We start from the raw sequence: 25,826 nt of genomic DNA, 5'->3' as shown, positions 1-25,826 counted from the left end.
GAGCGAAGCAGGGATGTCGCGGGGGCGGGAGGATTGCCCCCCGCCCCCGTCCATCACGCCGCCCGTGCGGTCTCTTCGAGCGTGGGGTAATCGATATACCCCTCCGGTCCCTGGCTGTACCAGGTCTTCATGTCGCTCTCGTTCAGCGGCGCATCGATGCGCAGCCGTTCGGGCAGGTCGGGATTGGCCAGGAAGGTACGGCCGAACGCGATCCCGTCCGCCACACCCGAATCGAGCGCGGCTTGCGCCTTTTCCCGGCTGTCGAAATCGCTGTTGAGGATCAGCGGACCGGTAAAGACCTCGCGGATCTGCGGCGACAGCTTGGGCACGTCGGTGCTGCCATAGGTGCCGTCCGGGCCGATCTCGCGCAGTTCGAGGAAGGCGATGCCGAGGTCCGACAGCATTTTCGCCGCAGGCACGAAGACCGAGGCCGGATCGCTGTCGTCCACGCCCTGGCTGTCGCCATTGGGCGACAGGCGGACGCCGACGCGCTCCTTGCCAGCAACCGCGATCACCCGCTCGGTGATCTCGCGGAGCAGGCGGATGCGGTTCTCCGGACTGCCGCCATATTCGTCCTCGCGATGGTTCGCACCGTCGCGCAGGAATTCGTCGATCAGATAGCCGTTGGCGGCATGGATCTGCACCCCGTCGAACCCGGCGGCCAGCGCGTTGCGGGTCGCATGTTCATAATCCTCGAGCAGACGCGGGATCTCGGACAGTTCGAGCGGCCGGGCGGTCTCGAAATCCTGCTTGCCCTCAAAGGTATGCGCCTGCCCCTCGGTCCGCGTCGCGGAGGACGAGACCGGCTGCATCCCCGTCACCGAGCTGTGCACCTGGCGGCCCATATGCCAGAGCTGCGCGACGATCCGGCCGCCCGCCTTGTGCACCGCCTCGGTCACCGGCTTCCAGGCCGCGACCTGCTCGTCGGTCCACAGGCCCGGCGCATAGGGCCAGCCCAGGCCTTCGCGGCTGATGCCGGTGGCTTCGGAGATGATGAGGCCCGCGCTGGCGCGCTGGGCGTAATATTGCGCCATGATCGGCGTCGGCACCGCCTGGCGGGTGGCACGCGCGCGGGTGAGCGGTGCCATCAGGATACGGTTGGGGGCGTGGATCGCCCCGAGATCTATGGGATCGAACAGCGTTGGCATCAAAATGCAATCCTTCTGCGGCCTTTCCGGCCTGACGCAACGCAGATAGGGCGTTAAGGGGGCCCATGCCCGTGTCCGCCCCCGCAAGAAAAAGTGAACAGACTGAAAGCGATCGTCTGTCGGACCGGTCCGGAACCAATGCGCCCGCGCCGCTGGCCTTCGCCGCCGTCATCCTGGCCAATGTCGCGCTCGCCTTCGGCCCGCTGCTGGTGCGGATGGCCGATACCGGGCCGGTCGCCTCCGCCTTCTGGCGCATCACCCTGGCCGCGCCGGTGCTGGCGCTGGTCGCGCTGATCGGCCCTGCCCGCCCCCGTATGCCGGGCAAGGCGCAGGCGGGGCTTTGGGGGCTGCTGCTGATCGGCGGCATCGCCTTTGCGGGCGATCTGGGCGCCTGGCATATCGGCATCCGCCAGACGACGATGGCCAACGCCACGCTGTTCGGCAATTCGGCGACCTTCATCTTCCCGCTCTATGGCTTCCTGGTCGCGCGCGCCTGGCCGTCGCGGAGCCAGGGGATCGCGCTGATCCTGGCGGCCGCGGGGGCGGGATTGCTGATGGGGCGCAGCTATCAGGTCGACCCGCGCCATCTGGTCGGCGACCTGCTGTGCGTGCTCGCGGGGGTGCTCTATGCGGTCTATTTCATCCTGATGTCGCGGGTGCGGGTCGCGATGCCACCGATGCCCGCGCTCGCCTGGTCGACCATGGCCAGCATCGTGCCGCTGTTCGTCTTCGCGGTCCTGCTGGGCGAGCGGGTGTGGCCCGATCATTGGAGCCCGCTGATCCTGCTGGCGCTGGGGAGCCAGATCATCGGCCAGGGGTTGATGATCTATGCGCTGGGGCTGCTGAGCCCGCTGGTCGTCGGCCTGGCGCTGCTGGTGCAGCCGATGGTGGCGACGGCGATCGGCTGGATCGTCTATGGCGAGACGCTGGCGCTGCCCGATCTGGCGGGTGTGGCGATGGTGGCGGCCGCTCTGGTATTGGTGCGGCGTGGATCGGCCAGGGCGGTTGCCCGGCCGGACGATAGGAACGACGGGAAACGCATATGACCGAGGCTGCCATGACCGATGTTCAGGACCTGACTCTCGACGAGGTGCGCGTCGCTCTGGCGGAGGGCATCGCGTCCAATGCCGCGTTCGACGGCTGGGGCGACGAGGCGCGCGACATGGCGGCGGATGTGGCGGGTATCGACCGCGACATCGCGCGACTCGCCTTCAAGGACGGCGCGGTCGCGATGATCGACGCCTGGTTCGCCCGGATCGACCAGGCGATGGTCGAGGCCATCCCCGCCGAACAGGCCGCCGCGATGAAGATCCGCCAGCGCATCACCGCGCTGGTCGAGGCGCGGCTGGCGGCGGTCGCCCCGAATCGCGAGGCGCTGCGCCGCGCGCTGACGATCCTCGCCATGCCGCAAAACGCCGCGAGCGGGGCGCGACTCGGCTGGCGGACGGTGGATGCCATCTGGGCGCAGGCGGGCGACACCGCCACCGACTATAACCATTATACCAAGCGCGCGACGCTGTTCGCGGTCTATGGATCGACCATCGCGGTGTTCCTGAACGACGATAGCGAGGATCATGCCGACACCCGCGCCTTCCTGGCCCGCCGGATCGAGGGGATCATGCGGTTCGAAAAATGGAAGGCGGGCGTCGCCAAGCGGGGCGAGAATATGCCCAGCCTGTCGCGCTTTATCGGGCGGTTGCGCTATCCGGCGGTGTGATGGGTCGGGGGGGGGGGATTCCCTTGGCCTTCGACTTCGCTCAGGCTGAACGGAGGTGGGGGGTGCCAAGCTTCCAAACCTCCGTTCACACTGAGCGAAGTCGAAGTGCACGCCCCGAACCCCGCCCCAAGCCTGCCTCCCAACCCAACACCCATTTCATCAACGGGTAATTGATAATCAATCGCATGGCGGTTATGTATCGTCCATGGCGATGCTCAGCAGTCTCGAAACCCTTCCCCGGCGGCAACCGGCGACCGTGGCCGCGATCGACTGGACCCAGCTGGCGCTGCCCGAGGCGCGCCGCCTGCGCGAACTGGGCTTTGACGAGGGCGTGGGGGTCGAGGTGCTGCACCGCGCCTCGCTGGGCGGTGGTCCCATCGCCTGCCGGATCGGCCGGATGACGGTGGCGCTGCGTCGCCGGGTCGCCGCCTCGATCCGTGTCGCGACCGGCGCCTGAATTTTTGAGGTTCGCCTGATCTGATGAACGCCGCACCGCTGGTCGCGCTCGTCGGCAATCCCAATGCCGGCAAAAGCGCCTTGTTCAACGCGCTCACCGGCGCGCGGCAAAAGGTCGGCAATTATCCCGGCGTCACCGTCGAGCGGCATTCGGGCCGCCTCGTCCTGGACGATGGCCGCCCGATCGAACTGGTCGACCTGCCCGGCGCCTATAGCCTGGACCCCGGCAGCCTGGACGAACAGGTCACGCGCAACGTCGTAATGGGGTCGCAGGCGGGCGAGCGGCGTCCCGATGCGCTGGTCGTGGTGGTCGATGCCGCCAATCTCGACAATCACCTGCGCTTCGCATTGCAGCTGATCGCGCTGGGCCTGCCGGTGGTGGTCGCGCTCAACATGGTCGACCTGGCCGAGCGCGACGGCCTGACGCTGGATGCCGACATACTGGCGCGCGAACTGGGCGTGACGGTGATCCCGACCGTGGCGGTGCGCCGCCGTGGGCTCGATACGCTGAAGGCCGAGATCGACCGGCTGGTAACGCAGAAACGCGCGCACGCCGTCGCCGCCCCCGACCGGATCGACGACATCGTCACGCTGCAACGCCGCGCGCGCCAGATCGCCGCGGCCGCGACCGTCGCGGAAACGCCGGTCCGCCGCTGGACGAACATACTCGACTCGGTCGCGCTGCATCCCATTATCGGACCGATCCTGCTGGTCGGCCTGCTCTTCATCATGTTCCAGGCGGTCTTCGCCTGGTCCGAGACGCCGGTCAGTTGGATCGAGCAGGGCTTTGTCTGGCTGGAGGCGCAGGTCGGCGCCGCCTTGCCGGAAGGCTGGTTCCGCAGCCTCATCACCGACGGCCTGATCGCCGGTGTCGGCGCGGTCATCGTCTTCCTGCCGCTGATCCTGATCCTGTTCCTGTTCATCCTGATGCTCGAGGCGAGCGGCTATATGGTCCGCGCCGCCTTCCTGATGGACCGGCTGATGGCGCAGGTGGGGCTGTCGGGCCGTGCCTTCATCCCGCTGCTGTCTTCCTTCGCCTGTGCGGTGCCGGGCATCATGGCGACGCGGACGATCGATGACGAGAAGGACAGGCTGACCACCATCCTGATCGCGCCGCTGATGACCTGCTCGGCGCGGCTGCCCGTCTATACCATCATCATCGGCGCGTTCATCCCGGACCGGCAGGTCCTGCCCTTTGTCGGGCTACAGGGGCTGGTGCTGCTGGGCCTGTATCTGATGGGCATCGTCGGCGCGTTCGTCGCCGCGCTGCTGCTGCGCCGCACCGTCACGAAGGGTGCGTCCTCGGGCTTCATGATGGAGATGCCCAAATATCAGTGGCCGCATGTCCGCGACGTGTTGCTGGGGCTGTGGAGCCGCGCGCTGATCTTCCTGAAGCGCGCGGGCACCACCATCGCGCTGACCACGGTCATCCTGTGGGCGCTGCTCTCCTTCCCCAAGCCGCCCGAGGGGTCGGGCATCTCGCCGGTCGACTATTCGATCGCGGGCCGCATCGCCAACGGCATCGAGGTGGCGGTCCGCCCGATCGGCTTCAACCGCGACATCGCGCTGGCCCTCGTCCCCGCCATGGCGGCGCGCGAGGTGGCGGTGGCCGCCATCGGCACCGTCTATGCCATCGACGATACCGAGCATGAGGGCGGGCAGAAGGCGATGACCGAGAAGCTGAAGCGCAACTGGTCGCTGCCCACCGCGCTCGCCTTCCTGATGTGGTTCGTCTTCGCGCCGCAGTGCATCTCGACCATCGCGGTGACGCGCAGGGAAACCAATGGCTGGAAGTGGCCCGCCTTCATGGTGGCGTACTTGTTCATCACCGCCTATGTGATGGCAGGCATCACATATTGGCTGGCCGTTTTCGCCGGCCTCTGAACCAAGCACGGGACTGAATACATGGCGGGCAGCGTCAACAAGGTGATTCTCGTCGGCAATCTGGGACGCGATCCCGAGAGCCGCTCCTTCCAGAATGGCGGCAAGGTGGTCGAACTGCGCATCGCCACGTCCGAATCGTGGAAGGACCGCAACAGCGGCGAGCGCAAGGAAAAGACCGAGTGGCACACGGTCAAGATCTTCAACGAGGGCCTCGCCAACGTCGCCGAGCGTTTCCTGCGCAAGGGTTCCAAGGTCTATATCGAAGGCGCGCTGACCACCCGCAAGTGGCAGGACCAGCAGGGGAACGACCGTTACTCGACCGAGGTGACGCTGCAGGGCTTCAACTCGGTGCTGACCATGCTCGACGGCCCCGGCGGCGGTCAGGGCGGCGGCGGCCGTGGCGGCAGCGACTTCGGCGGTGGCGACGATTTCGGCGGCGGCGACTTCGGTGGCGGGTCGAGCGGCTTTGGCGGCGGTTCGTCGGGCGGCGGCTATGGCGGCGGTTCGCGCGGCGGCGCCTCTGGCAATCAGGGCGGCGGGAACGGCGGCAATCGTGGTGGGTTCGGACAGGGCGGCGGCTTTGCCGACGATCTGGATGACGACGTGCCGTTCTGATCGGTCGCGTCCATGAGCCACGGTGCGAGGAATGGACGAACAGGAGTTTAGGACCAGCGCGTTCACGGCCCAGGAGGATGGCGAGACCCGAATGCTCCATCCCCTGGCCTGTACGGAGACGCAACGCACCGAAGTGATCGGGGCCTATGACCTTGCCGGCTATCGCGAAAGCGGTGGGCTGGACGATCTGGCCGCCTTCGCCGCCGAGCTGTGCGATACCCCCGTGGCGCTGGTCAGCCTGGTGGAGGCCGACCACCAGCAGTTTCTGGCGGCGGTCGGCTTCGACCAGCCGCAGACGGGCCGCGACACGTCCTTTTGCGCCCAGGCGATGATGGCAGCCGATCCGGTGACGGTGGTCCCCGACGCGCGCGAGGATGCGCGGTTCGCCGGTTTCTCGCTGGTCGTCGGCGCCCCCCATATCCGTTTCTATGCCGGTGCGCGGCTGCTGTCGCACGAAGGCGTGCCGCTGGGCGCGATCTGCGTCATCTCGCCCGAGCCACGTCCACAGGGCCTGACCGATTTCCAGCGGCGCGGGCTGGAAATACTCGCGACCGCCGTGATGGGCCGGTTGCAGGATCGCCGGGCGCAGCGCGAACATCTCCAGACGGTCGAGGAATCGGACGCGCGTATCGCCGACAGCGAGCGGCGCTTCCGCACCCTGGCCGACACCATGCCGCAAATGGTGTGGTCGACCCTGCCCGACGGCTATCACGATTATTACAATGCCCGCTGGTACGACTTCACCGGCATGCCCGACGGATCGACCGATGGCGCGGCATGGAGCGGCGTGTTCCATCCCGAGGATCAGGACCGGGCGCGGGCGCGGTGGCGGCACAGCCTGGCCACCGGCGAGCCCTATCAGATCGAATATCGGCTCCGGCACCGGGACGGCACCTATCGCTGGGTGCTGGGTCGCGCGCTGCCGATCCGCGACGCCCAGGGGCAGATCACCCGCTGGTTCGGCACCTGCACCGATATTCACGAACAGAAGCTGGCGCTCGAGGAACGCGAGATCGTCAGCCAGGAACTCAGCCACCGGATCAAGAACATCTTCGCGGTGATCTCCGGCCTGATCGGTTTCGCCGCGCGCAGCCATCCGGGCTTTGCGGGCATCGCCAGCGATCTGCGCGACCGGATCACGGCACTGGGCCGCGCGCATGACTTCGTCCGGCCGCACAGCGAACAGTCGCGCCCCCGGTCGCGGCAGGATTCGCTCCACGGCCTGCTGGACGATCTGTTCGAGCCCTATCGCGGCCGGAGCGAGACGCGCATCCGCGTGTCGGGCGACGATGTGCTGGTCGACGACCGGTCGGCGACGCCGCTGGCGCTGCTGTTCCACGAGCTGGCGACCAACGCCGCCAAATATGGCGCGCTGTCGGTGATGACGGGCATGGTCGACCTGGAGGTCCAGCGGCAGGGCGACATGGTGCAGCTCTGCTGGATCGAGCGCGACGGCCCGGTGCTGGAGGCCGCGCCGGTCCATGCGGGCTTCGGGTCGCAGTTGGTCGAGCTGTCGGCGGTGCGCCAGCTGGGTGGCGAGGTCGAACGCGACTGGAACCCGACCGGGCTGGTCGTCACGATCCGGGTGCCGCTGGCCTCCTTTCGCCGTCCGTAGGGGCCGGGGCCCTGCCGTTGACGGCAAAAGGGCTGCCGGACCCTGGTCGCGGCAGCCCCCCCTGATCGTCAGACCGGCCTGGTCAGCCGACCATCCCCAGCGGGATGACCTCCTCGCGCGCCTCGGCCTGTCCCCCGGTCGCCATGGCCGCCGCCGCCAGGATCGCGCGTTCGCTGAACGGCTTGCGGATATAGCCCAGCGCCTCGACACCGGCATCGATCTGCGAAGGGTTGGCGGTGACGAATACCACCTTCACCCCGTAATCGGCAGCGATCCGGCGCGCAATTTCGGGGCCGGTCGCGCCGTCGCGCAGGTTCACGTCGACAAAGGCGAAGGCGCAGCCGGGTGCGGTCTCCATGGCGGTGCGGCTATCTGCCGCTATGCCGGCCACCTGATAACCGGCGTCGGTCAGGATGCGCTCCAGATCAAGAGCCACGAATATCTCGTCTTCCACGATCAGCGCGGTTCGGCTCATGTCAAAATCCCGTCACTTTCCCGCACAACATCCTTGATCCAGATAAAGTTCCGAAATGGATACGATATTGTCGTCAGCGCCGTAACAGAAATACGGCATGCTCGGCGCGGAAGTTCGCCGCCGCCGCACTGGTCGGACGGCCGCCCGAGAGGAACCAGCTGCCCTCCACGGTGATCCGCCGTTCGCGGACGAAGGCGCGGAAATCGTCGATCGTCACATGGTGGATGTTGGGGGTGTCATACCATTGTTCGGGCAACAGCCCCGTCACCGGCATCCGCCCGCCCCACAGCAGCGACAGCCGCACCCGCCAATGCGCGAAATTGGGAAAGGAGACGAAGGCGCGCTTGCCGATCCGCAGCAGGTGGTCGAGCACCTGATCGGGGGCGCGCGCGGTCTGGAGCGTCTGGCTGAGGATCGCATAGTCGAAGCCCTTGTCGGGATAGCCCGCCAGATCGACATCGGCATCGCCCTGCACCACCGCCAGCCCGCGCGCGACGGCGGCGGCGACATTGGCGGGATCGATCTCCAGCCCGCGCCCGTCGACCGCCGCCCGGTCGCGCAGCGCCGCCATCAGCTGGCCGTCGCCGCATCCGACATCCAGCACGCGCGCGCCGCGCGCGACATGGTTCGCGATGATCGCCAGATCGGGGCGCAACGCCGTGTCGGTCATGGCTCGGCCCGCAGGAAGCCGTCGATCACCCGGTTCATCTCGGGCGCTTCGAGCAGGAAGGCGTCATGGCCATAGGGGCTGGACAGCTCGACGAAGCTCGCCGCCGCGCCCGCCGCGTTCAGCGCCTGGACCACGGCACGCGACTCGGCGGTGGGATAGAGCCAGTCGGTGTCGAAGCTGACGATGCAGAAGCGCGTCCTCGTCCCCCGGAAAGCGTTGGCGAGCAGCCCGCCATGCTCCTCGGCCAGATCGAAATAGTCGAGCGCGCGGGTGATGTAGAGATAGGAATTGGCATCGAACCGGTCGACGAACGCCAGCCCCTGGTGCCGCAAATAGCTTTCGACCTGGAAATCGGCGTCGAAGCCGAAGCTCTTGGCCCCGTCCGGCCGGTCGGGCCGCGCCTGGAGCCGCCGCCCGAACTTCTCGGTCAGCCCAGCTTCCGACAGATAGGTGATGTGCGCCGCCATCCGCGCCACCGCCAGGCCCGCCGCGGGGGGATCATTGGCCTCATAATAGGCGCCGCCGCGCCATTTCGGGTCGGCCATGATCGCCTGGCGCCCGACCTCGTGGAACGCGATATTCTGCGCCGAATGCCTGGCGGTCGAGGCGACCATGACGCAGGCGCGGACGCGGTCGGGGCAGGTCGCGGCCCAGCTGATCGCCTGCATCCCGCCCATCGACCCGCCGACCACCGCCTTCAGCTGGCCGACGCCCAGATGGTCGAGCAGCATGGCCTGCGCGCGCACCATGTCGCGGATGGTGAGGACCGGGAAGCGCATCCCCCAGGGCTCGGCGGTGGAAGGGTCGATCGTCGCGGGGCCCGACGACCCCATGCAGCTGCCGATGACGTTGGAACAGATGATGAAGTGCCGCGCCGGGTCGATCGGCTTGCCCTCGCCCACCAGCCGGGTCCACCAGCCGGGCTTGCCGGTGCGGGGATGGGGCGAGGCGACATGCTGGTCGCCGGTCAGCGCATGGCAGATCAGGATCGCGTTCGCCCCCTCGGCATTCAGCGTGCCATAGGTTTCATAGCCGATTTCGACCGGCGACAGCAGCCCGCCGCCGTCGAGCCGCAGCGGCCCCGGCAGCACGACATGGCGCGACAGACCGAAACGCCGGTCGTCGCTGGGGAGAGAAGCGGAAACGGAAGCGGCCATGGAGCCCTCTCCGCTAGGCCGCGATGCTTGGCAACGCAAGGCCATGGCCGCTATGGCGTTCGCCATGACCGAGCTTACCACCCCCGAACCGATCTCCTGGGTCAAGGCGATCGCGCCTTACGTCCCCGGCCGCGCGACGACCGATGACGGTCGCAAGGTCGTCAAACTGTCGTCCAACGAAAATCCGCTGGGCACCAGCGACAAGGCGCGCGCCGCCTTCGCCGCCGCCGCCAACCATCTGGAGCGTTACCCGGACGCGGGCGCGACCGCGCTGCGCCAGGCGATCGGCGAGGTCCATGGGCTCGATCCGGCGCGAATCATCTATGGCACCGGCTCGGACGAGATCCTGCATTTGGCGGCGGGCGCGTTCGCCGGGCCGGGGGACGAGGTCATCCATGTCCGCTACGGCTTTGCGGTCTATGAGATCGCGACCCGGCGGGTGGGCGCGGAGCCGGTGGTGGTCGCCGACCATGACTATGCCACCGATGTCGATGCGATCCTGGCGGCGGTGACCGAAAAGACCAAGGTGGTCTTCGTCGCCAATCCCAACAATCCGACCGGCACCTATGCGGGCGCGGACGAGATCGCGCGGCTCCATGCCGGGCTGCCCCCGCATGTCCTGCTGGTGCTCGACCAGGCCTATGCCGAATATCTGGCCGAGGGCGAGGACGATGGCGGGCTCGCGCTGGCCGAGCGCGCGCCGAACGTGCTGGTCTCGCGCACCTTTTCCAAGATCCACGGCCTGGCCGCCGAGCGGATCGGCTGGGGCTATGCCGCCGCCCCGATCATCGACGCGCTGCACCGCATCCGCGCGCCGTTCAACGTGACGATCGCCGGACAGAATGCCGCGATCGAGGCGATCCGCGACCGCGCCTTCGTCGAGTCGTCGCGCGCGCACAATGCGACGTGGCTGGCCTGGTTCGAGGCGCAGATCGCGGCGCTGGGCAATGCGGGGCTGCGCTGCGTGCCGTCGCACGCCAATTTCTCGCTGGTGCTGTTCGAAGGGCCGCTGACCGCCGAGCGCGCCTATCACGGGCTGATGGACGCCGGGTATATCGTCCGCTGGCTGCCGGGCCAGGGGCTGGGCCAGGCCCTGCGCATCACCATCGGCACCGAGGACGAGGTGAAGGGCGTCGTCGCCGCGCTGCGCCGGATGGTCGAGTCCGAGGCAAAGGGGGCCTGATGCTGCCCTTTGCGCGGATCACCATCATCGGGCTGGGCCTGATCGGCTCCTCGGTCGCGCGCGCGGTGCGCAAGGCGATGCCGACCACGCGGATCACCGCCTATGATGCCGACCCGCAGGTGCGCGAGACGGTGCGCGCGCTCGACCTGGCCGATGACGTCGCCGACACGGCGGGGGCGAGCGTGATCGACGCCGATCTGGTGATCCTGTGCGTGCCGGTCGGCGCGATGGGCGCGGTGGCGGCCGAGTTCGCCGACGACCTGCCCGCCGAGGCGATCGTCTCCGACGTGGGCAGCTGCAAGGCTTCGGTGCTGGCCGCGCTGAGCGAGGCGCTGCCCGGTGCCACCATCATCCCGGCGCACCCGGTCGCGGGCACCGAGCGCAGCGGGCCGGAGGCGGGCTTCGCCACCCTGTTCCAGAAACGCTGGTGCATCGTCACCCCGCCCGAGGGCGCGGACGCGCTGGCGGTCGAGCGGGTGGCCGAATTCTGGCGAAGGCTGGGCGCCGATGTCGAGCAGATGGCGCCCGACCATCACGATCGGGTGCTGGCCGTCACCAGCCATTTGCCGCACCTGATCGCCTATACGATCGTCGGCACCGCCAGCGATCTGGAGGAGGTGACCCAGTCCGAGGTCATCAAATATTCGGCCGGTGGCTTCCGCGACTTCACCCGCATCGCCGCATCGGACCCGACCATGTGGCGCGACGTGTTCCTGACCAATCGCGAAGCGGTGCTAGAAATGCTCCAGCGCTTCTCCGAGGATTTGAGCCAGCTTCAGCGCGCGATCCGCTGGGGCAAGGGCGACGAGCTGTTCGACCTGTTCAGCCGCACCCGCGCCATCCGCCGCTCGATCATCGACCAGGGCCAGGACGATGCGCGCGAGGATTTCGGGCGCAGCCACGAAGGCTGACGATCCTCCCCGGCACGGGGAGGGGGACCATGGCGATAGCCATGGTGGAGGGGGATCGCCACAGGGGACACACCTTGCGGAAGCCCCCCTCCGTCAGGGCTTACGCCCCGCCACCTCCCCGTGCCGGGGAGGATTCCAACGCATTCATCGCCGCATGGACCCGCGCCTCCGCCTCGGCGCGCGGCAGGCCCGGCGGGATCACCTCGCCGAAGCGCAGCGTCACCACCCCCGGCCGCTTCAGCCCCTTGCGCGGCCAGACCAGCCCCGAATCGGTCGCCACCGGCACCACCGGCAGGCCCAGCATCCGGTAAAGCCCCGCGAAACCAGGCTTGAGCGGCGGCATCTCGCCGGGCTTCACCCGCGTGCCTTCGGGAAAGATCATGATCGCGCGGCCCTGCTCCACCGCCACCTTGGCGTCGCGCATCATGCCGCGCATCGCCCTGGCCGAAGCATTGCGGTCGACCACGATCGCGCCGTATTTGCGCACCGCCCAGCCCCAGATGGGGATATTGGCCAGTTCGCGCTTCAGGACCATGGCGGGCGCGCCCAGGATGCGTTGCAGCTCCATCGTCTCGAACATCGCCTGATGCTTGGCCGGATAGAGCGCCGGCGTCGTCGGCCGCGTCCCCTCCACCACCACGCGGATGCCCAGCAGATAGCGGGTGCAGACGCGGTGGAGCCGGGTCCAGCTCGTCGCCCAGTGGATCACCGCGCGCCGCCCGCTCAGCGCGATGACCGGCGACAGCAGCGCCATCACCGCCGACAGCGGATAGAAGATCGCCACGAACACGATATTGCGAAGAAGAATCACGCCCCAATCCCCGTCCAAAGCGCGATCCGTCGCAGGATCAGCTTGTTATATTCATTGACCAGCGTGCCCAGCCGCGGCTCCGACGGCACGCCGTCGCCCAGCACCAGCACCTGTTTGCCCAGCGCCGCGGTCAGCTCCATCCGGGCGCGCGGCAAATGCCAGTCGGAGGTGACGAGCCGCACCGTGCGATAGCCATGGGCGCGCACCCAGTTCGCCGTTTCCTCGGCATTGGAGCGCGTGTCGACCGCCTCGCCCCCCAGATCGATGCAGCAGGCAAAGAGCGCGGGCGAGGTGCGATAGGTGCGCGCCAGGTCGATCGGCCGCACGCCGGGCGCGACCCCGGTGACCAGCATCCGCTTGGCCTGGTGCGCCTGGAGCAGCGCGATGCCGCGATCGATGCGCCCCGGCCCGCCGGTCGGCACCACGATCGCATCGGTGGTGTTGTGCGCCAGCGGGTGCGGCAGGGTCAGCATGAAGGCCGCGAAACCCAGGCACCAGCTCAGCGCCGCCAGTCCGATCAGTCGCACCATCACAGCATCCGCCGCATCTGCGCCAGCACCGCCGCGCGCGCCGCCACCACCGCCAGCAGGACGAAGGCGAAGGGCAGCATGACCAGCATCCCCATATCCCCCGCCCCCAGCCGCAAATTGCCGAGCAATTCGGATTCGAGCGCGCCGACCTGTCGCGCGATCAGCAGGATCGCCCCCGCCGCCGCGATGCCGCCCACGGCCGCGCCGATCCCCGCGTCCAGCGCGATCCGCCGCTGGAACAGCCGTGCGACCTGCCGGTCGGTCGCGCCGAGCATGTGGATGACCTCGATCGTACCGCGATGCGCCTCCAGCCCGGCGCGCGCCGCCAGCATGACGACCGCCGTGGTCGCCCCCAGCATCAGCAGGATGATCGCCCCGGCCAGCCAGGCGGCGGTGTCGAGCAACCGCCCGACCGGCCCCAGCCAGGTCGCATGCGCATCGACCCGCGCCGCCGGGCTGGCCCGCGTCACCGCCGCCCCGACGCGGGTGATCGCGCCCGATTCGTCGCTGGTCAGGTCGACATCGATCAGCGCGGGCACGGGCAGCCCCGCCGCCTCGGCATCGGTGCCCAGCCAGGGTTGCAGCATCCGCGCGAGTTCGGCCTGCGGCACCGGCGTCGCGCGCGCGACATCGGGCAGCCGGCGCAGCACCGCCAGCACGCGCGCGGCGGCGGCATCGCGGCGTCCGGCCTCGCCCTCGACGATCTGCACGGTCAGCCGCCCCGCCATCTGGCGGTCGAGCGACCCCGCCGCGCGCGCCGTCGCCAGCCCCGCCGCGCCCGCCAGCAGGGTCAGGAACAGCATGATCGCGATGACCCAGCTCATGACATGCGCGCCGCCGACATCGTCCAGCGCCCGCGCCTCCGCGCCGCCACGCCCCCGCGCCCGCGTCACAGCCCGCTCCGCACGATCGTCGAGCGGCGCGGCTCGGGCGGTGGGGGGGCGGGCTCGGGCGGAACGGTCGGGTCGACCAGCCGCCCGCGCTCCAGATGCATATGCTGCGCATCCGGCACCCGGTCCATCAGGTGCCAGTCATGCGTCGCCATCACCACCGTCGTCCCCAGCCGGTGGAGCGAGTGGAACAGATGGAGCAGCCGCTCGGCCATGACCGGATCGACATTGCCCGTGGGCTCGTCGGCGACCAGCAATTCGGGGCGCGCGATCACCGCGCGGGCGATCGCCACCCGCTGCTGCTCGCCGCCCGACAGCGTGGCGGGGCGGGCGCCCGCGCGTTCGGACAGCCCGATCCAGGCCAGCATCTCGCGCACCGCGCGCGCGATCTCCGATTCGGCCATGCCCGCGACGCGCAGGGGCAGCGCGATATTGTCGGCGGCGCTGAGATGCGCGATCAGCCGGAAGTCCTGGAACACCACCCCGATCCGCCGCCGAAAGCCGGGCAGCCGGTCGCGCGGCAGGATCACCGCATCCTCGCCGAACAGCCGGATGATGCCCCGGCTGGGCCGCTGCGACAGATACAGGAGGCGCAGCAGCGAGGTCTTGCCCGCGCCGCTCGCGCCGGTCAGGAAATAGAATTGCCCCGGTCGCAACGCGAAGCTGACGTCGCACAGGGTTTCCTCCCCGGCGCCGTAGCGCAAGCCGACATTCTCGAACTGGACGATGTTCGCCATGCCCGCATGGCCTTGGCATGGCCTGCCGCGCGCTTCAAGTTCCACGCTTCAAGCTTGCCACGGCCATGGGCGGCGTGCTTACTGGCCTTTCATGGGGACCTGAACCGGATGGTCCCGTCCACCGACCCTTTCCATCCGTTGAAGTGCCGTTCCGCATGATCCTCGAATGCCCTGAATGCCGCACCCGCTATCTGGTGCCCGACAGCGCGATCGGGCTGGAGGGGCGCACCGTGCGTTGTGCCAATTGCCGGCACAGCTGGTTCCAGTCGCCGCCCGATCCCGACGAGGTCGCCGCACCGGAGCCGGACGTCGCGGTGGAACGCGACAAAGCCGAGGAGCCGGTCGCCGAACCGCCGCCCCCGCCGCCGCCCGTCATCGCCCCGCCACCCGCGCCGCCGATCCTGAAGGCGGACGAGCCCGAATTCGATGCCTTCGCGCACCGCCCGCCCTTTCGCGCGCGGCGCAATCCGGTGCGTCGCTGGACGATCGGCGCGGTCGCCGCGTGCCTGGCGCTGCTGGCGGCGACGGCGGCGATCCTGTGGACCGGCATGCCGGGCATCGGCGGCTGGCTGGGGTTCGGCACCACCGAATCGCCGCTGGAGCTGCGCTCCAACCCGATCGAGCGGCGCGAGCTGGAGAACGGGTCGGAACTGTTCGCCATTTCGGGGCAGATCATCAACCCGTCCTCGGGCGCGCAGCGGGTTCCCGACCTGCGCGCCGAGCTGAAGGATGCGCAGGGTCGCGTCGTCTTTTCCTGGGCGATCGCGCCGCAGCAGCGGACGCTGGGCCCCGGCGCGTCGATGGACTTCAACTCGGCCAAGCTCGACGTGCCGCCCAGTTCCAAGCGGCTGGACCTGAGCTTTGCGGGCGAGGCCAACCCGGCGAACTGATTGCCGACGTGTCGGCGTGGCCTTCGACTTCGCTCCGTTCAGCCTGAGCGAAGAAGGCCACGCGAAGCCCGCAATCGCCGCGCGACGATCGCGAAGCGCGATCCGTGCAGGACGGCGGCGACCAGCATCCCCGCGCCCGACGCCCAGGCAAGCGCCGGGGCGCCCCATCCGGCGTCGACCAGCCACCAGCCGACCCCGCCGGTGACGATGAAATAGGCGATGATGCTGTTGATCCCCGCCGCCACCTGGTCGCCCAGCGAGCGCAGCGCATAGACCAGCACCACCTGCATCCCGTCGAACAGGATGAAGGGCGCCCAGATCACCAGCATCGCCACCGCCACCGCTTTCGCCTCGGGCAAGGCCGGGAACAGCCCGACGACCGCGCCGGGCCAGAGCGACAGCGCCAGGCCGCAGGCCCCCATGGCCAGCGCCGCGAGCCCGACCGCGACCAGCGTGCGCGGGACCGCGGCCCAGGCCGCCCCCTCGCCCACCGCATTGCCCGCGCGCACCCCCGCCGCCGATCCCAGCCCGAGCGCCAGCGCGAAGGTGACATTGTGGAGCGAGAAGACGATCTGGAAGCCATGCGCGGTCGCATCGCCCAGCCGGGTCGACAGCGCGATCAGGATGGCGAACCCCGCCAGCTCCAGCCCCGAGGCGATGGCGGGGACGAAGCCGAATCGCGCCAGTTCCACCGCCCCCGCCAGCGTGGGGGCCCAGGCGGCCCGGTCCAGCCGCCGCACGCCGCGCGCCGCACCGCGCGGCAGCGTCACCGCGCTCGCGACCATCGCGACCGCTCCCAATGCCGAGGCGATCACGGTGGCCAGCGCCGCCCCGACCGCCCCCAGCGCGGGCAGTCCCATCTCACCACCCGCCAACCCCCAGGCGAGCAGCGCGTTGATCGGCAGGATCGACAGATTGACCATCGTGACCCGGCGCGGACGGCTGATCCCCTCCAGAAAGAAGCTGGCGGCGATCAGCACCATCTGGAACGGATAGCCCAGCGCCATCACCGTCACGACGCGCGCGCCGGGCACGACCAGCCCCGGCGCCACGCCGATCCCGCGCAGCAGCGCCGCACCGCCCAGCCCCAGGATCAGCATCGCCGCGACGCCCAGCACGACACCCAGCACCAGCCCGTCGCGCAGCGCCTGGCCGGTCGCGGGCAGATCCCCCGCGCCATCGGCCCGCGACGCACGCACCAGCACGCCCGACAGCCAGGCCAGCCCGGTGACGATCGCGACATAGGTCAGCGACCGGCTGGCCGAGAGCGCCGCCACCTCATGCTCGCCGACCCGGCCGACGACGATCACGTCGGTGACGTGCAGGATCGTCCAGTTCAGGCTGGTCAGCATCACCGGCCAGGCCAGCGCCAGCAGGCGACGCACCTCGTCACGGTCGAGGATCGGGGCGTGGCGGGGGAAAAGCGTCATGGCCCTTCCCCTATTCGCGATGAATGACGCGCGATAGCGCCGCATCCCGCCAAAAAGGCCATTGCGCAGTCCCCGGCGCTTTGCTAGGGGCACCCGCCTACCAGCCCTCCGGCTTGCCGGTGGTGACTATCGAGTGCGGTCGTGGCGGAATTGGTAGACGCGCAACGTTGAGGTCGTTGTGGCCGAAAGGCCGTGGAAGTTCGAGTCTTCTCGACCGCACCAGATTTTCCCAGGCGTCCCGATCGGTCGACGCCCTCCCCCCATCCGAAATTCCCCAGGGTCGATCGCCACCCAGCGATCCCTTTCCTCCCCTCGCCCCTCGCAGAGGGGAGAGGGTTGCGCAGACTTGGCCTTTGCGAAAGCAAAGGCTTAGTCGGAGCTGGGTGAGAGGTGGGCGCTCGCTTGGCGGGCGCGCGAGCCTTTGGGCTCGCTCAAGCTGCGCTAGCCAGCAAGCTGGCAAGCTTCTTCCCCTGTCCAGGGCAGAGGGGAAGAAGAAGCAATACCGAATGTTGGCCAGCCCGAAGGCCCGACGCGGCTCAGCGCCGCGCAACGATCGCCGCGAGCGTGTCGATGGGCAGCGGCGAGACGAAGCGGAAGCCGAAGCGGCCGTCCTTCACCCAGCAGATCGTGCCGAAGATCGGCGTGCCCATCGGCCGCAGGATGATCTGCCCCGCCAGACCCGGCTGGACCGGATGCGCGGCGGCCAGCTTGGCGCCCCCCGCCGACACATCGACCATCTCGGCGGCGAACTTGCGGTCGCCCAACCGGACATCGGCGGCCAGCGTCACCGGAAAGCGCGGCGGGCGCGGGATCGTGCCGTCGGCATTTTCGGTCGAGAATATCTGCTCATAGGGCTGGGGCGAATCGAACTGGACGCCCGCCTTCTTGCCGCGCACCCAGCGGACCGTGCCGCGCGCCGGGGCCAGCCCGCGCACCTCGACACAGATCGAGTCGCCGACCTGCGGCGGATCGACGAACCGCGCCATCAGGCCATGGGCGGAGATGTTATGGACCAGGCACACGCCGGGCACGTCGCCGCACAGCTTGCCCAGGAGGAGGACGGCCGAATGCCGCTTGCCCACCCGCCGTTCGGCGGTCGCGCCCTGCTGCTGCTCGACCTGTTCCATCGTCGTCCTTTCCGCCACCTTCTCCCCCGAGGATGGCATCCCGCCTTACTACCGGAACCGGTATAAAAAATTAAGACCGGCATTTCAGGCCGAACCGCCTCGGCGCGGCGCCTTTGGCCGGAGCGTTCAGCGGCGCGCAAGCCGCCATCGGGCATCGGCGGCTTGTGGTCATGTTCAAAGCCCTGTAATTCGCGATCCGTCCCATGCCTCGCGCGTCGTCTTCCCGGTCCCCCCGGCCCCGCTCGTCCAAGCCCCGCTCTCCCTGGCGGCGCCGGATCGTCGTAACCCTGCAGATCCTGATCGGCCTGGCCGTGCTGGCGGTCGGCGCGCTGGCGATCGCGGTGTTCGTCGCCAAGTCGCAACTGCCCAGCTTCGACGAACTGAAATCCTCGCCCAACGGCCAGATGATCCGCGTCCATGCCGCCGACGGCACGGTGATCGTGTCGCTCGGGCCGAGCTATGGCGAATGGCTGCCCTATGACCGGATTCCCGAGGTCATGCGCGACGCGACGATCGCGGTCGAGGATCGCCGTTTCCGCCAGCATCCCGGCGTCGATCCGATCGGCATCGCCCGCTCGGTCGAGGTCCGGCTGGAAAAGGGTCGCTGGAAACAGGGCGGCTCGACCATCACCCAGCAGATCACGCGCACCATCTTCCTGAACAACCAGAAGAAGTTCGGTCGCAAGTTCCGCGAGGCGATCCTGGCGCTGGCGATGGAGCTGAAATTCTCGAAGGACCAGATCCTCGAGCTGTATCTGAACAAGGTCTATTATGGCGGCGGCGCCTATGGCATCGACGCGGCCAGCCGGAAATTCTTCGGGCATGGCGCGGACCATCTGAGCCTGTCCGAAGCAGCGGTGATCGCCGGGCTGGTCAAGGCGCCCTCCAACTATTCGCCGACCGCCGATGCCGCCGCTGCGGTGGGCCGCGCGGGCGTGGTGATCGACCAGATGAAGCGCAACGGCTTCATCACCGCCGACCAGGCCGCGAATGCCGATCCGCAGACGCTGAAGCTGGCGCCCGAGCCCAGGCAGAATTCGGTGCGCTATTTCACCGACTGGGCACTGCCCCAGCTCGACCTGCTGATCGACGAGCAGACCGCGCCGCTCGACGTGTGGACCACGCTCGACCTCAACATGCAGCGGGCGGCCGACGCGGCGATCCGCGCCAATGCGCCCGAGGGGACTCAGGGCGCGCTGGTCAGCCTGGATCGCGACGGCGCGGTGCGCGCGATGGTGGGGGGCAAGGATTATGTCTCCACCAACTATAACCGCGCGGTGACGGCGGTTCGCCAGCCGGGTTCGGCGTTCAAGCTGTTCGTCTATCTCGCCGCACTGGAGGCGGGTCACAAGCCCGAGGACCAGGTGGTCGACGAACCCGTCACCATCGACGGCTGGTCCCCGCGCAACGATTCGCGCCGCAATTCGGGCAGCGTCAGCCTGCGCACCGCCTTTGCCTATTCGCTCAACACCGTCGCGGCCAAGCTGGGGCAGGAAGTGGGCTTCCAGACGGTCGCCGACATGGCGCGCCGCTTCGGCATCACGACGCCGGTCAACACCCACCCCTCGATGGTGCTCGGCACCTCGGAAGTGCGGGTGATCGACATGACCAGCGCCTTTGCCAGCATCGCGAACAAGGGGGTGAAGGTGACGCCCTATGGCATCACCAAGGTCGTGGCCAATGGCCAGACCATCTATACCCATGAGGTCGACCGCAGCCATGTGCTGGTCGCCCCCTATATCGCCGCCGAGATGACCGACCTGCTCCAGACCACGGTCAACACCGGCACCGGCCGCGCCGCGCAGATCGGGCGGCCGGTCGCGGGCAAGACGGGCACGACGACCAGCCTGAAGGACGGCTGGTTCCTGGGCTTCTCCAGCGGGATCACCACCGGCGTGTGGATGGGCCGCGACAATGCCAAGCCGGTGGCGGGCCTGCATGGCGGTGCCGCGCCCGCCAAGGCCTTTGCCGACTATATGAAGGTCGCGGTCGCCGACCGCCCGATCGAACAGTTCGACACCCAGGTCACGCTGCCCGAATGGCAGCTGGAGCCCGACGAGGAGAGCTATTTCGGCCAGCCCGACAATGGCACGGCCGGGGTCGATGCCGACGGCAACCCGCTGCCCGCCCCCGTTCCGGGCGAGTCGCAGCCGGGCGACGAGACGATGGAGATCCCCACCCGCCGCGATCCCGCCACGCCGCCGCAGCCGCTCCAGCAACCCGTGCCCGGCACGACCACGCCACAGGCGCCCGCACCGGTGGTGCCGCAGCAGCGGCTGGATCAGGCGTGGATCGACCGGGTGACCGGACGCGGCGGCGCAGGCGCGGCGCGCGATCCCCGCGCTTCCGCTCCCCCGCCGCGTCCGTCAGCGCGCGACCGTCAGGACCGTCAGGACGACCGACCGTACCAGTGAAGCCCCGCGCCATGCTGCCGCAGCCAGGCGGTGGCGGGCGCGGGATCGGCCCCCAGCAGCTCGGCGACCAGCGCGTGGAAGGCGGGGGCGTGGTTCATATGGACCCGGTGCGCGACCTCATGCGCCACCGTCGCGCGGCGGACAAAGGCCGGGGCCAGGATCAGCCGCCAGCTATAGCGGATCGCCCCCGACGAGGCGCAGCTGCCCCAGCGCGCTTTCGGATCGGCGACGCTGACCCGCGATACCGCGACGCCCGCGGTCCGCGCGATCTCCGCCGTCTCGCGCGACAGGGTCTCCAGCGCCTGCCGCTTCAGCCAGGTCTCGACCCGGCGGTTCAGCGTCTCGATCGGGCCGGAGGCGGACAGGCGATCATGCTCGCACTGGATCACCCGGCGGCTGCCAGGCTCCCAGACCAATGTCAGCACCGTGTCGCCGAACGGGATCAGCGCGCCGGGGACGAAGGGACGCGGTTCGGGCAGGCGCGCACGCTGGTCCGCGATCCAGTCCTTCTTCTCCTCGGCCCAGGCCAGCGCGGTCTTCAGCGGCGCGCGCTTGGGCACCACCAGCCGTGCGGTGCCGGTGGCGGGATCGACGCTCAGCCGGATGCGCTTGGCAGTCGGGTGACGCACCACCTCGTCGATCACAATTCCCGCTCCACGATATGATTTTCGAAATCGCCCGCATCGTCCTCGCTGATCGTCCAGCCGCGGACCGATTGCCCGGCGCGGTGCACCGCTTCGCGGTCGCCGCAGACCAGATAATGCCATTCGGGCAGCGCCTCGCCCGCCGCGCGCAAGCGATAGGCGCAGGTCGAGGGCAGCCAGTCGATCGAGCGGACATTGCCCATGGTCAGCCGCACGCACTCGCTGACAAAGGCGCGGCGGTGGCGATAGTTGGAGCATTGCCCGCTGCGCCGGTCGAGCAGGCGGCAGGCGACGTTGGTCGGCACCAGCTCGCCCGTCTCCTCGTCCTCCAGCTTGTGGATGCAGCATTTGCCGCACCCGTCGCACAGCGCCTCCCACTGGGCGCGGTCGAGGCTTTCGATCGGCTTTTCCCAGAAACGCTCCATCAGCGCACCCACTGGTCGAGCGTCGCGGCGACCGCCTGCGGCCCCTGGTCCGACGGCAGCAGCGCCAGCGGCTTGCCGTCCGGGTCCATCAGATAGGCCTGGTTGCTATGGTTGACGAGATAGCCGCCGCCCGGCGACGGCGCGCCCTTCTGCGCCCAGACGGCATAGGCCTTGCGCGCCGCATCGACCTGCGCCGGGGTGCCGGTCAGCCCGACGAAGCGCGGGTGGAAGGTCGTGGCGAAGCGGCCGACGATGGCGGGCGTGTCCCGCTCGGGATCGACCGTGACGAAGATCGGCACGATCTTCGCGGCCTTGGCGGGGGCGCTCGCCTCCAGCGCCTTCAGTCCGGCGCCCAGCACCTGCATGTCGGTGGGGCAGACATCGGGGCAGAAGGTGTAGCCGAAATAGACGATGCGATAGCGCCCGGCGAAGTCGCGATCGGTGACGGTCTTGCCGGTGGCATCGACCAGCCGGAACGGGCCGCCGATCCGCGCCCCCGCCAGCGGGGGTTGCGCCTGGGGATCGGACGCGCCGCACCCGGCCAGCGCGACGGCCAGCGGAACCAGCAGGGACAGATATAATCGGGTCATGACGCCGACAGCCTTGCTGTGATAAATCGCCGGTTGCAAGCCATGCTCCATTGCTCAGGATCGATCCCCATGTCCCTTCGCCCCCTGCTCGCCGCCGCGCTTCTGGGCGCCATCGCCACGCCGGTCGCGGCGCAGATGATGCAGTCGGAAAGCTACAAGTTTCTCCAGGCGGTGCGCGAGGCCAAGGGCAATGACGTCACCAACATGCTCGACCGTCCGGGCGCCAGCATCATCAACACCCGCGACGTGACCAGCGGCGAGGGCGCGCTGCACATCGTCATCAAGCGCGGCGACGAGACGTATCTGCGCTTCCTGTTGCAGAAGGGTGCCGATCCGAACCTGCGCGACGGGCGCGGCAACACGCCGCTGCTGCTGGCGGTGGCGGGGGGACAGCCCGAGATGATCCGCATCCTGACGGCGGCCAAGGCCAATCCCAACCTGCCCAATGCGGCGGGCGAGACCCCGCTGATCCGCGCGGTGCAACGCCACGACATGGCGATGGTGCGCGAGCTGATGAATGCGGGCGCCGATCCCGACCAGCCCGACAATATCGCCGGCCTGTCGGCGCGCGACTATGCGACGCAGGACAGCCGCAACGTCGCGATCGCCAAGCTGTTCGCCGAAACCCCCAAAAAGGCGCGCGCGGCGGTGGCCGGGCCGAAACTCTAAGCACTGGACACGAATCCTCCCCTGCAAGGGGAGGAAGATCATGAGTGCCGCCCCCTAGATCAGCCCCAGCTCGACCAGCTTGCCGACCAGCACCGGCGGCATCGTCTCGATCCCCGTCGCGGCCCCGCTCAGGTCGGGCGGGGCATCCCCCGCCTCCAGATAGCGCCAGCCCTGATGCGCGCGGCGCGGCAGCGCCTGGACCAGCACCAGCGCGGGGTCGATATGGATGGCGCAGCGCCCGCCCTCCGCCTCGCCGAACGACAGGATCGGCGAGCGCGCGACCAGCTGGTGCTTCAGGATCCAGAACAGCGAGCCCTGCCCCGCCACCTCCTCGTGCCGCTTGGGCAGATAGCGGGTGGTGAGGAAGACCGGCCCGTCCTGCGCCCGCATCGCCAGTCGTTCGGCCAGGTGATCGATACTGGCCGCCCCGAACGCGACCTTGGTCAGATGAAGCGCCATGTCGGGGGCCCATGTGGGGGCGCGCGGGCGGCATGGCTAGGGCGGAGAGCCCCGAATTGCGCCGCGTCATCCATGGGCGAAGTTGCTGATCGAAAAAGCCTTTCCTGCTTTCGATACTGACTTGCAATAACAGACCGCCACTCCTAGGACGCGCCGCATAACAGGGAGTCCCCGAATGCCGTTCTTGATGACGCTGGTCGCCAATGCCGCCGCCATGGCCGCACCCTTGCCGTCCACCGTGCCGGTGGCGACCGATCCCCAGACCGCGCGCGACGATATCGTGGTCACCGGCCAGCGGACCGAGGGCTCCGACGACTATACGATCGTGGGCCAGACGACCGCGACGCGCATCCCGCTGACGCTGCGCGAGACGCCGCAGTCGGTCAGCATCGTCACCCGCCAGCAGATCCAGGATTTCCAGCTCAACGACGTCAACCAGCTGCTGACGACGGTGCCGGGCATCAACGTCCAGGCGAACGAGACCGACCGCGTCTATTATTCGGCGCGCGGCTTCGACATCCAGACCTTCCAGATCGACGGCATCGGCATTCCCTTCGCCTTCGGAATCCAGACCGGGTCGATCGACACCGCCATTTACGATCATATCGAGGTGGTGCGCGGCGCGCCCGGCCTGTTGTCGCCGACGGGCAATCCCTCGGCCGTCATCAACTTCGTCCGCAAGCGCCCGACCAAGGACCTTCAGGCGACCGCCAGCGCGCAATATGGCTCGTTCAACAGCCTGCGCCTGGATGCGGATGTCAGCACGCCGCTGACCAAGGACGGCCATGTCCGCGCCCGCGTCGTGGGCGTCCTTTCCGATGCCGACAGCTATCTCGACCGCTACAGCCTGCGCCGCTGGACCGGGTATGGCGTGGTCGAGGCCGATCTGGGCCCCGACACGGTGCTGAGCGGCGGCTATGGCCATCAGGATCACCAGAGCCACGGCGCGATGTGGGGCGCGCTGCCGCTGACCTATACCGACGGCACGCGTATCGACATGCCGCGATCGACCAATGTCGCGCCCGAATGGGCGGGCTGGAACGTGATCGACCGGCAGATCTTCGGCGACCTGACCCATCATTTCGGCGACTGGGTCGCGCGGATCAGCGCGGTGCGCCGCGCGACCAGCGAGGCGGACGAGCTGTTCTACGTCTATGACAATCCGGTGCGCGGCGCGCCCAACGGCATCGCCCCCGACCCCACCAAGCCCGGCCAGTTCCTGGGCATCAAGAGCTATCCCGGCGCGTTCCGCGCGCAGACGCGCAACCTGACCATGGAGGCCTATGCCACCGGTCCCTTCTCGCTGTTCGGGCGCGAGCATCAGCTGATGTTCGGCGTCAATCGCAGCGCGCAGGATTACAAGCAGCAATCCTCTTACGACTATTCGCAGATCGGCCTGGCCCTGCCCTTCCCGGATCTGTTCCAAGGGACCTTCCCCAAGGTCAATTTCCCGACGACCTTCTCGACCGACTATGCCTTGAGCCAGAATACCCAGACCCGGCGCGAAACCGCCTATGGCCTGGTCCGCTTCAGCCTGGCCGATCCGTTGAAGCTGATGCTGGGCGGCAACGTCACCCATGCGCGCAGCGTCGGCTTTTCCTACGGCGTCGACACCAATTTGGACAATACGCGCTTCTCGCCGTTTGCGGGCGTCACCTATGACCTGAACCGCGCGCTCAGCCTCTATGCCAGCTATACGACGATCTTCAATCCGCAGGACGCGATCGGCCAGGACGGGCGCATCCTGGCCCCCATCAGCGGCAAGAATATCGAGGCGGGGATCAAGGGCGACTGGTTCGGCGGACGGCTGAACGCCAGTGCCGCGATCTTCCGCGTCCATCAGAACAACACGGCCGAGAGCATCGGCTTCTTCAACGGCCGCACCCTCTATCGCGGGGTGAACGCCCAATCGGAGGGGATCGAGCTGGAGATCGGCGGACGCCTGGCCGAAGGGATGCAGGTGACCGGCGGCTATACGCTGATGCGGATCGAGGATCAGAAGGGCGACCCCGCGCGGCTGTTCGTGCCGCGCAACACCGGGCGGCTGAACATCGTCTATGCCCCGCCCGCCCTGCCCGCGCTGAAGCTGGGTATGTCGGCCCAGTATCAGAGCGTGATCTATACCCAGACCCGTTCGGTGCGGCAGGACGGCTATGCGCTGGTCGACCTGATGGCGAAATACGACATCACGCCGCGCGTCGCGGTGTCGGCGAATCTGCGCAACCTGACCAACGCGAAATATCTGACCGCGCTGACCTTCGACGGCGGCTATTATGGCGCGCCCCGCTCGATCCTGGGGACGATCAGCGTCCGGTATTGAGGTCTTTCTATTCCTCCCCTGCAAGGGGAGGGGGACCGCCGCGAAGCGGTGGTGGAGGG

General features: G+C 68.7%; 26 protein-coding genes and 1 tRNA gene. 13 read left to right on the top strand and 14 right to left on the bottom strand.

Going from position 1 to position 25,826, the window contains the following annotated elements; all coding sequences use genetic code 11:
- Positions 1-53 precede the first annotated feature (53 nt).
- Positions 54-1,148: an alkene reductase gene (locus QE360_RS06510; RefSeq protein ID WP_309700178.1), complete on the bottom strand. Its 1,095-nt coding sequence runs from the start codon at positions 1,146-1,148 to the stop codon at positions 54-56.
- 65 nt (positions 1,149-1,213) lie between these two features.
- Between QE360_RS06510 and QE360_RS06505 the strand changes: the two genes are divergently transcribed.
- The 6 genes from QE360_RS06505 (at position 1,214) to QE360_RS06480 (ending at position 7,435) form a co-directional block, all read left to right on the top strand.
- Positions 1,214-2,194: a DMT family transporter gene (locus QE360_RS06505; protein WP_309691081.1), complete on the top strand. Its 981-nt coding sequence runs from the start codon at positions 1,214-1,216 to the stop codon at positions 2,192-2,194.
- Positions 2,191-2,865: a COQ9 family protein gene (locus QE360_RS06500; protein ID WP_309700176.1), complete on the top strand. Its 675-nt coding sequence runs from the start codon at positions 2,191-2,193 to the stop codon at positions 2,863-2,865. Before QE360_RS06505 ends, QE360_RS06500 begins: the two co-directional genes overlap by 4 nt.
- 205 nt (positions 2,866-3,070) lie before the next feature.
- The gene (locus tag QE360_RS06495; RefSeq protein ID WP_373424655.1) at positions 3,071-3,322 is read left to right on the top strand and encodes a ferrous iron transport protein A; all 252 of its coding nucleotides are present in this window, start codon (positions 3,071-3,073) and stop codon (positions 3,320-3,322) included.
- A 23-nt stretch (positions 3,323-3,345) separates the two neighbouring features.
- The gene (locus QE360_RS06490) at positions 3,346-5,205 is read left to right on the top strand and encodes a ferrous iron transporter B (RefSeq protein WP_309700174.1); all 1,860 of its coding nucleotides are present in this window, start codon (positions 3,346-3,348) and stop codon (positions 5,203-5,205) included.
- Positions 5,206-5,226: 21 nt separating this feature from the next.
- Positions 5,227-5,820 carry a single-stranded DNA-binding protein gene (gene ssb, locus QE360_RS06485; RefSeq protein WP_309700172.1) on the top strand — a complete coding sequence of 198 codons (594 nt, stop codon included), beginning with the start codon at positions 5,227-5,229 and terminating at the stop codon, positions 5,818-5,820.
- Positions 5,821-5,911: 91 nt separating this feature from the next.
- Positions 5,912-7,435, top strand: a complete 1,524-nt coding sequence (locus tag QE360_RS06480; RefSeq protein WP_309700170.1) for a PAS domain-containing protein — start codon at positions 5,912-5,914, stop codon at positions 7,433-7,435.
- Between the two features lie 82 nt (positions 7,436-7,517).
- Here QE360_RS06480 and QE360_RS06475 read toward each other — a convergent pair whose 3' ends face one another.
- The 3 genes from QE360_RS06475 to QE360_RS06465 form a co-directional block, all read right to left on the bottom strand.
- Positions 7,518-7,910 (bottom strand): response regulator, encoded by a 393-nt coding sequence (locus tag QE360_RS06475; RefSeq protein ID WP_309691094.1) that lies wholly within the window; start codon positions 7,908-7,910, stop codon positions 7,518-7,520.
- Between the two features lie 73 nt (positions 7,911-7,983).
- Complete coding sequence (gene metW, locus QE360_RS06470; protein ID WP_309700168.1) at positions 7,984-8,580, bottom strand: methionine biosynthesis protein MetW; 597 nt, start codon at positions 8,578-8,580, stop codon at positions 7,984-7,986.
- Positions 8,577-9,737, bottom strand: coding sequence for a homoserine O-acetyltransferase (locus tag QE360_RS06465; protein ID WP_309700166.1), 1,161 nt, complete (start codon positions 9,735-9,737; stop codon positions 8,577-8,579). The genes metW and QE360_RS06465 overlap by 4 nt, the downstream gene beginning before the upstream one ends.
- Before the next feature lie 64 nt (positions 9,738-9,801).
- Between QE360_RS06465 and hisC the strand changes: the two genes are divergently transcribed.
- Both hisC and QE360_RS06455 read left to right on the top strand, forming a co-directional pair.
- On the top strand, positions 9,802-10,920 hold the full coding sequence (gene hisC / locus QE360_RS06460; protein WP_309700164.1) for a histidinol-phosphate transaminase: 1,119 nt from the start codon (positions 9,802-9,804) through the stop codon (positions 10,918-10,920).
- A complete protein-coding gene (locus QE360_RS06455; RefSeq protein WP_309700162.1) occupies positions 10,920-11,831 on the top strand; it encodes a prephenate/arogenate dehydrogenase family protein in 912 nt (303 codons plus the stop codon). The genes hisC and QE360_RS06455 overlap by 1 nt, the downstream gene beginning before the upstream one ends.
- A 100-nt stretch (positions 11,832-11,931) precedes the next feature.
- Here the strand turns inward: QE360_RS06455 and QE360_RS06450 are convergent, their stop codons facing one another.
- The 4 genes from QE360_RS06450 to ftsE are packed head-to-tail and all read right to left on the bottom strand — an operon-like array spanning position 11,932 to position 14,799.
- Positions 11,932-12,642: a lysophospholipid acyltransferase family protein gene (locus QE360_RS06450; RefSeq protein WP_309700160.1), complete on the bottom strand. Its 711-nt coding sequence runs from the start codon at positions 12,640-12,642 to the stop codon at positions 11,932-11,934.
- The gene (locus QE360_RS06445) at positions 12,639-13,175 is read right to left on the bottom strand and encodes a YdcF family protein (RefSeq protein ID WP_307101622.1); all 537 of its coding nucleotides are present in this window, start codon (positions 13,173-13,175) and stop codon (positions 12,639-12,641) included. The genes QE360_RS06450 and QE360_RS06445 overlap by 4 nt, the downstream gene beginning before the upstream one ends.
- Positions 13,172-14,065: an FtsX-like permease family protein gene (locus tag QE360_RS06440; protein ID WP_309700158.1), complete on the bottom strand. Its 894-nt coding sequence runs from the start codon at positions 14,063-14,065 to the stop codon at positions 13,172-13,174. Before QE360_RS06440 ends, QE360_RS06445 begins: the two co-directional genes overlap by 4 nt.
- Positions 14,062-14,799, bottom strand: a complete 738-nt coding sequence (ftsE, locus tag QE360_RS06435) for a cell division ATP-binding protein FtsE (RefSeq protein WP_309691113.1) — start codon at positions 14,797-14,799, stop codon at positions 14,062-14,064. The genes QE360_RS06440 and ftsE overlap by 4 nt, the downstream gene beginning before the upstream one ends.
- A gap of 155 nt (positions 14,800-14,954) precedes the next feature.
- Here ftsE and QE360_RS06430 point away from each other — a divergent pair, with 155 nt between their 5' ends.
- Positions 14,955-15,689 (top strand): MJ0042-type zinc finger domain-containing protein, encoded by a 735-nt coding sequence (locus QE360_RS06430; RefSeq protein WP_309700156.1) that lies wholly within the window; start codon positions 14,955-14,957, stop codon positions 15,687-15,689.
- A gap of 38 nt (positions 15,690-15,727) precedes the next feature.
- On the opposite strand, the gene QE360_RS06425 is transcribed toward QE360_RS06430, so the two are convergent.
- On the bottom strand, positions 15,728-17,119 hold the full coding sequence (locus QE360_RS06425) for an MATE family efflux transporter (RefSeq protein WP_309700154.1): 1,392 nt from the start codon (positions 17,117-17,119) through the stop codon (positions 15,728-15,730).
- 135 nt (positions 17,120-17,254) lie between these two features.
- Here QE360_RS06425 and QE360_RS06420 point away from each other — a divergent pair.
- Positions 17,255-17,341, top strand: a tRNA-Leu gene (locus QE360_RS06420).
- Between the two features lie 314 nt (positions 17,342-17,655).
- Here QE360_RS06420 and QE360_RS06415 read toward each other — a convergent pair.
- The gene (locus QE360_RS06415) at positions 17,656-18,246 is read right to left on the bottom strand and encodes a PilZ domain-containing protein (protein ID WP_309700152.1); all 591 of its coding nucleotides are present in this window, start codon (positions 18,244-18,246) and stop codon (positions 17,656-17,658) included.
- 203 nt (positions 18,247-18,449) lie between these two features.
- On the opposite strand from QE360_RS06415, the gene QE360_RS06410 reads away from it, so the two are divergent.
- Positions 18,450-20,660 (top strand): PBP1A family penicillin-binding protein, encoded by a 2,211-nt coding sequence (locus tag QE360_RS06410; protein ID WP_309700149.1) that lies wholly within the window; start codon positions 18,450-18,452, stop codon positions 20,658-20,660.
- Here the strand turns inward: QE360_RS06410 and QE360_RS06405 are convergent.
- Genes QE360_RS06405 through QE360_RS06395 form a run of 3 tightly spaced genes read right to left on the bottom strand, consistent with a single transcriptional unit; the run spans position 20,636 to position 22,319 of the window.
- On the bottom strand, positions 20,636-21,304 hold the full coding sequence (locus QE360_RS06405; RefSeq protein ID WP_309700147.1) for a SprT family zinc-dependent metalloprotease: 669 nt from the start codon (positions 21,302-21,304) through the stop codon (positions 20,636-20,638). The two genes, QE360_RS06410 and QE360_RS06405, sit on opposite strands and share 25 nt — an antisense overlap.
- A complete protein-coding gene (locus QE360_RS06400; protein ID WP_309691131.1) occupies positions 21,301-21,729 on the bottom strand; it encodes a YcgN family cysteine cluster protein in 429 nt (142 codons plus the stop codon). The genes QE360_RS06405 and QE360_RS06400 overlap by 4 nt, the downstream gene beginning before the upstream one ends.
- A complete protein-coding gene (locus tag QE360_RS06395) occupies positions 21,729-22,319 on the bottom strand; it encodes an SCO family protein (protein ID WP_309700145.1) in 591 nt (196 codons plus the stop codon). Before QE360_RS06395 ends, QE360_RS06400 begins: the two co-directional genes overlap by 1 nt.
- Before the next feature lie 69 nt (positions 22,320-22,388).
- On the opposite strand from QE360_RS06395, the gene QE360_RS06390 reads away from it, so the two are divergent.
- Positions 22,389-22,988, top strand: coding sequence for an ankyrin repeat domain-containing protein (locus tag QE360_RS06390; RefSeq protein WP_307101643.1), 600 nt, complete (start codon positions 22,389-22,391; stop codon positions 22,986-22,988).
- Between the two features lie 54 nt (positions 22,989-23,042).
- On the opposite strand, the gene QE360_RS06385 is transcribed toward QE360_RS06390, so the two are convergent.
- The gene (locus tag QE360_RS06385; RefSeq protein WP_309691140.1) at positions 23,043-23,447 is read right to left on the bottom strand and encodes a DUF1489 domain-containing protein; all 405 of its coding nucleotides are present in this window, start codon (positions 23,445-23,447) and stop codon (positions 23,043-23,045) included.
- 175 nt (positions 23,448-23,622) lie between these two features.
- On the opposite strand from QE360_RS06385, the gene QE360_RS06380 reads away from it, so the two are divergent.
- Positions 23,623-25,767 (top strand): TonB-dependent siderophore receptor, encoded by a 2,145-nt coding sequence (locus QE360_RS06380; protein ID WP_309700143.1) that lies wholly within the window; start codon positions 23,623-23,625, stop codon positions 25,765-25,767.
- Positions 25,768-25,826 lie beyond the last annotated feature (59 nt).

The sequence above is a fragment of the Sphingomonas sp. SORGH_AS_0789 genome (assembly GCF_031453055.1).
Lineage (GTDB): Bacteria > Pseudomonadota > Alphaproteobacteria > Sphingomonadales > Sphingomonadaceae > Sphingomonas.
Note: the sequence above shows the minus strand (reverse complement) of the source record. Positions and strands in the feature narration are given on the sequence as shown.

Coding starts and splice junctions, on each gene's coding strand:
- QE360_RS06510 (WP_309700178.1), bottom strand. CDS start 1,148: ATGCCAACGCTGTTCGATCCCATAGATCTCGGGGCGATCCACGCCCCC.
- QE360_RS06505 (WP_309691081.1), top strand. CDS start 1,214: ATGCCCGTGTCCGCCCCCGCAAGAAAAAGTGAACAGACTGAAAGCGAT.
- QE360_RS06500 (WP_309700176.1), top strand. CDS start 2,191: ATGACCGAGGCTGCCATGACCGATGTTCAGGACCTGACTCTCGACGAG.
- QE360_RS06495 (WP_373424655.1), top strand. CDS start 3,071: ATGGCGATGCTCAGCAGTCTCGAAACCCTTCCCCGGCGGCAACCGGCG.
- QE360_RS06490 (WP_309700174.1), top strand. CDS start 3,346: ATGAACGCCGCACCGCTGGTCGCGCTCGTCGGCAATCCCAATGCCGGC.
- ssb (WP_309700172.1), top strand. CDS start 5,227: ATGGCGGGCAGCGTCAACAAGGTGATTCTCGTCGGCAATCTGGGACGC.
- QE360_RS06480 (WP_309700170.1), top strand. CDS start 5,912: ATGCTCCATCCCCTGGCCTGTACGGAGACGCAACGCACCGAAGTGATC.
- QE360_RS06475 (WP_309691094.1), bottom strand. CDS start 7,910: ATGAGCCGAACCGCGCTGATCGTGGAAGACGAGATATTCGTGGCTCTT.
- metW (WP_309700168.1), bottom strand. CDS start 8,580: ATGACCGACACGGCGTTGCGCCCCGATCTGGCGATCATCGCGAACCAT.
- QE360_RS06465 (WP_309700166.1), bottom strand. CDS start 9,737: ATGGCCGCTTCCGTTTCCGCTTCTCTCCCCAGCGACGACCGGCGTTTC.
- hisC (WP_309700164.1), top strand. CDS start 9,802: ATGACCGAGCTTACCACCCCCGAACCGATCTCCTGGGTCAAGGCGATC.
- QE360_RS06455 (WP_309700162.1), top strand. CDS start 10,920: ATGCTGCCCTTTGCGCGGATCACCATCATCGGGCTGGGCCTGATCGGC.
- ftsE (WP_309691113.1), bottom strand. CDS start 14,799: ATGGCGAACATCGTCCAGTTCGAGAATGTCGGCTTGCGCTACGGCGCC.
- QE360_RS06430 (WP_309700156.1), top strand. CDS start 14,955: ATGATCCTCGAATGCCCTGAATGCCGCACCCGCTATCTGGTGCCCGAC.
- QE360_RS06425 (WP_309700154.1), bottom strand. CDS start 17,119: ATGACGCTTTTCCCCCGCCACGCCCCGATCCTCGACCGTGACGAGGTG.
- QE360_RS06415 (WP_309700152.1), bottom strand. CDS start 18,246: ATGGAACAGGTCGAGCAGCAGCAGGGCGCGACCGCCGAACGGCGGGTG.
- QE360_RS06410 (WP_309700149.1), top strand. CDS start 18,450: ATGCCTCGCGCGTCGTCTTCCCGGTCCCCCCGGCCCCGCTCGTCCAAG.
- QE360_RS06400 (WP_309691131.1), bottom strand. CDS start 21,729: ATGGAGCGTTTCTGGGAAAAGCCGATCGAAAGCCTCGACCGCGCCCAG.
- QE360_RS06395 (WP_309700145.1), bottom strand. CDS start 22,319: ATGACCCGATTATATCTGTCCCTGCTGGTTCCGCTGGCCGTCGCGCTG.
- QE360_RS06390 (WP_307101643.1), top strand. CDS start 22,389: ATGTCCCTTCGCCCCCTGCTCGCCGCCGCGCTTCTGGGCGCCATCGCC.
- QE360_RS06385 (WP_309691140.1), bottom strand. CDS start 23,447: ATGGCGCTTCATCTGACCAAGGTCGCGTTCGGGGCGGCCAGTATCGAT.
- QE360_RS06380 (WP_309700143.1), top strand. CDS start 23,623: ATGCCGTTCTTGATGACGCTGGTCGCCAATGCCGCCGCCATGGCCGCA.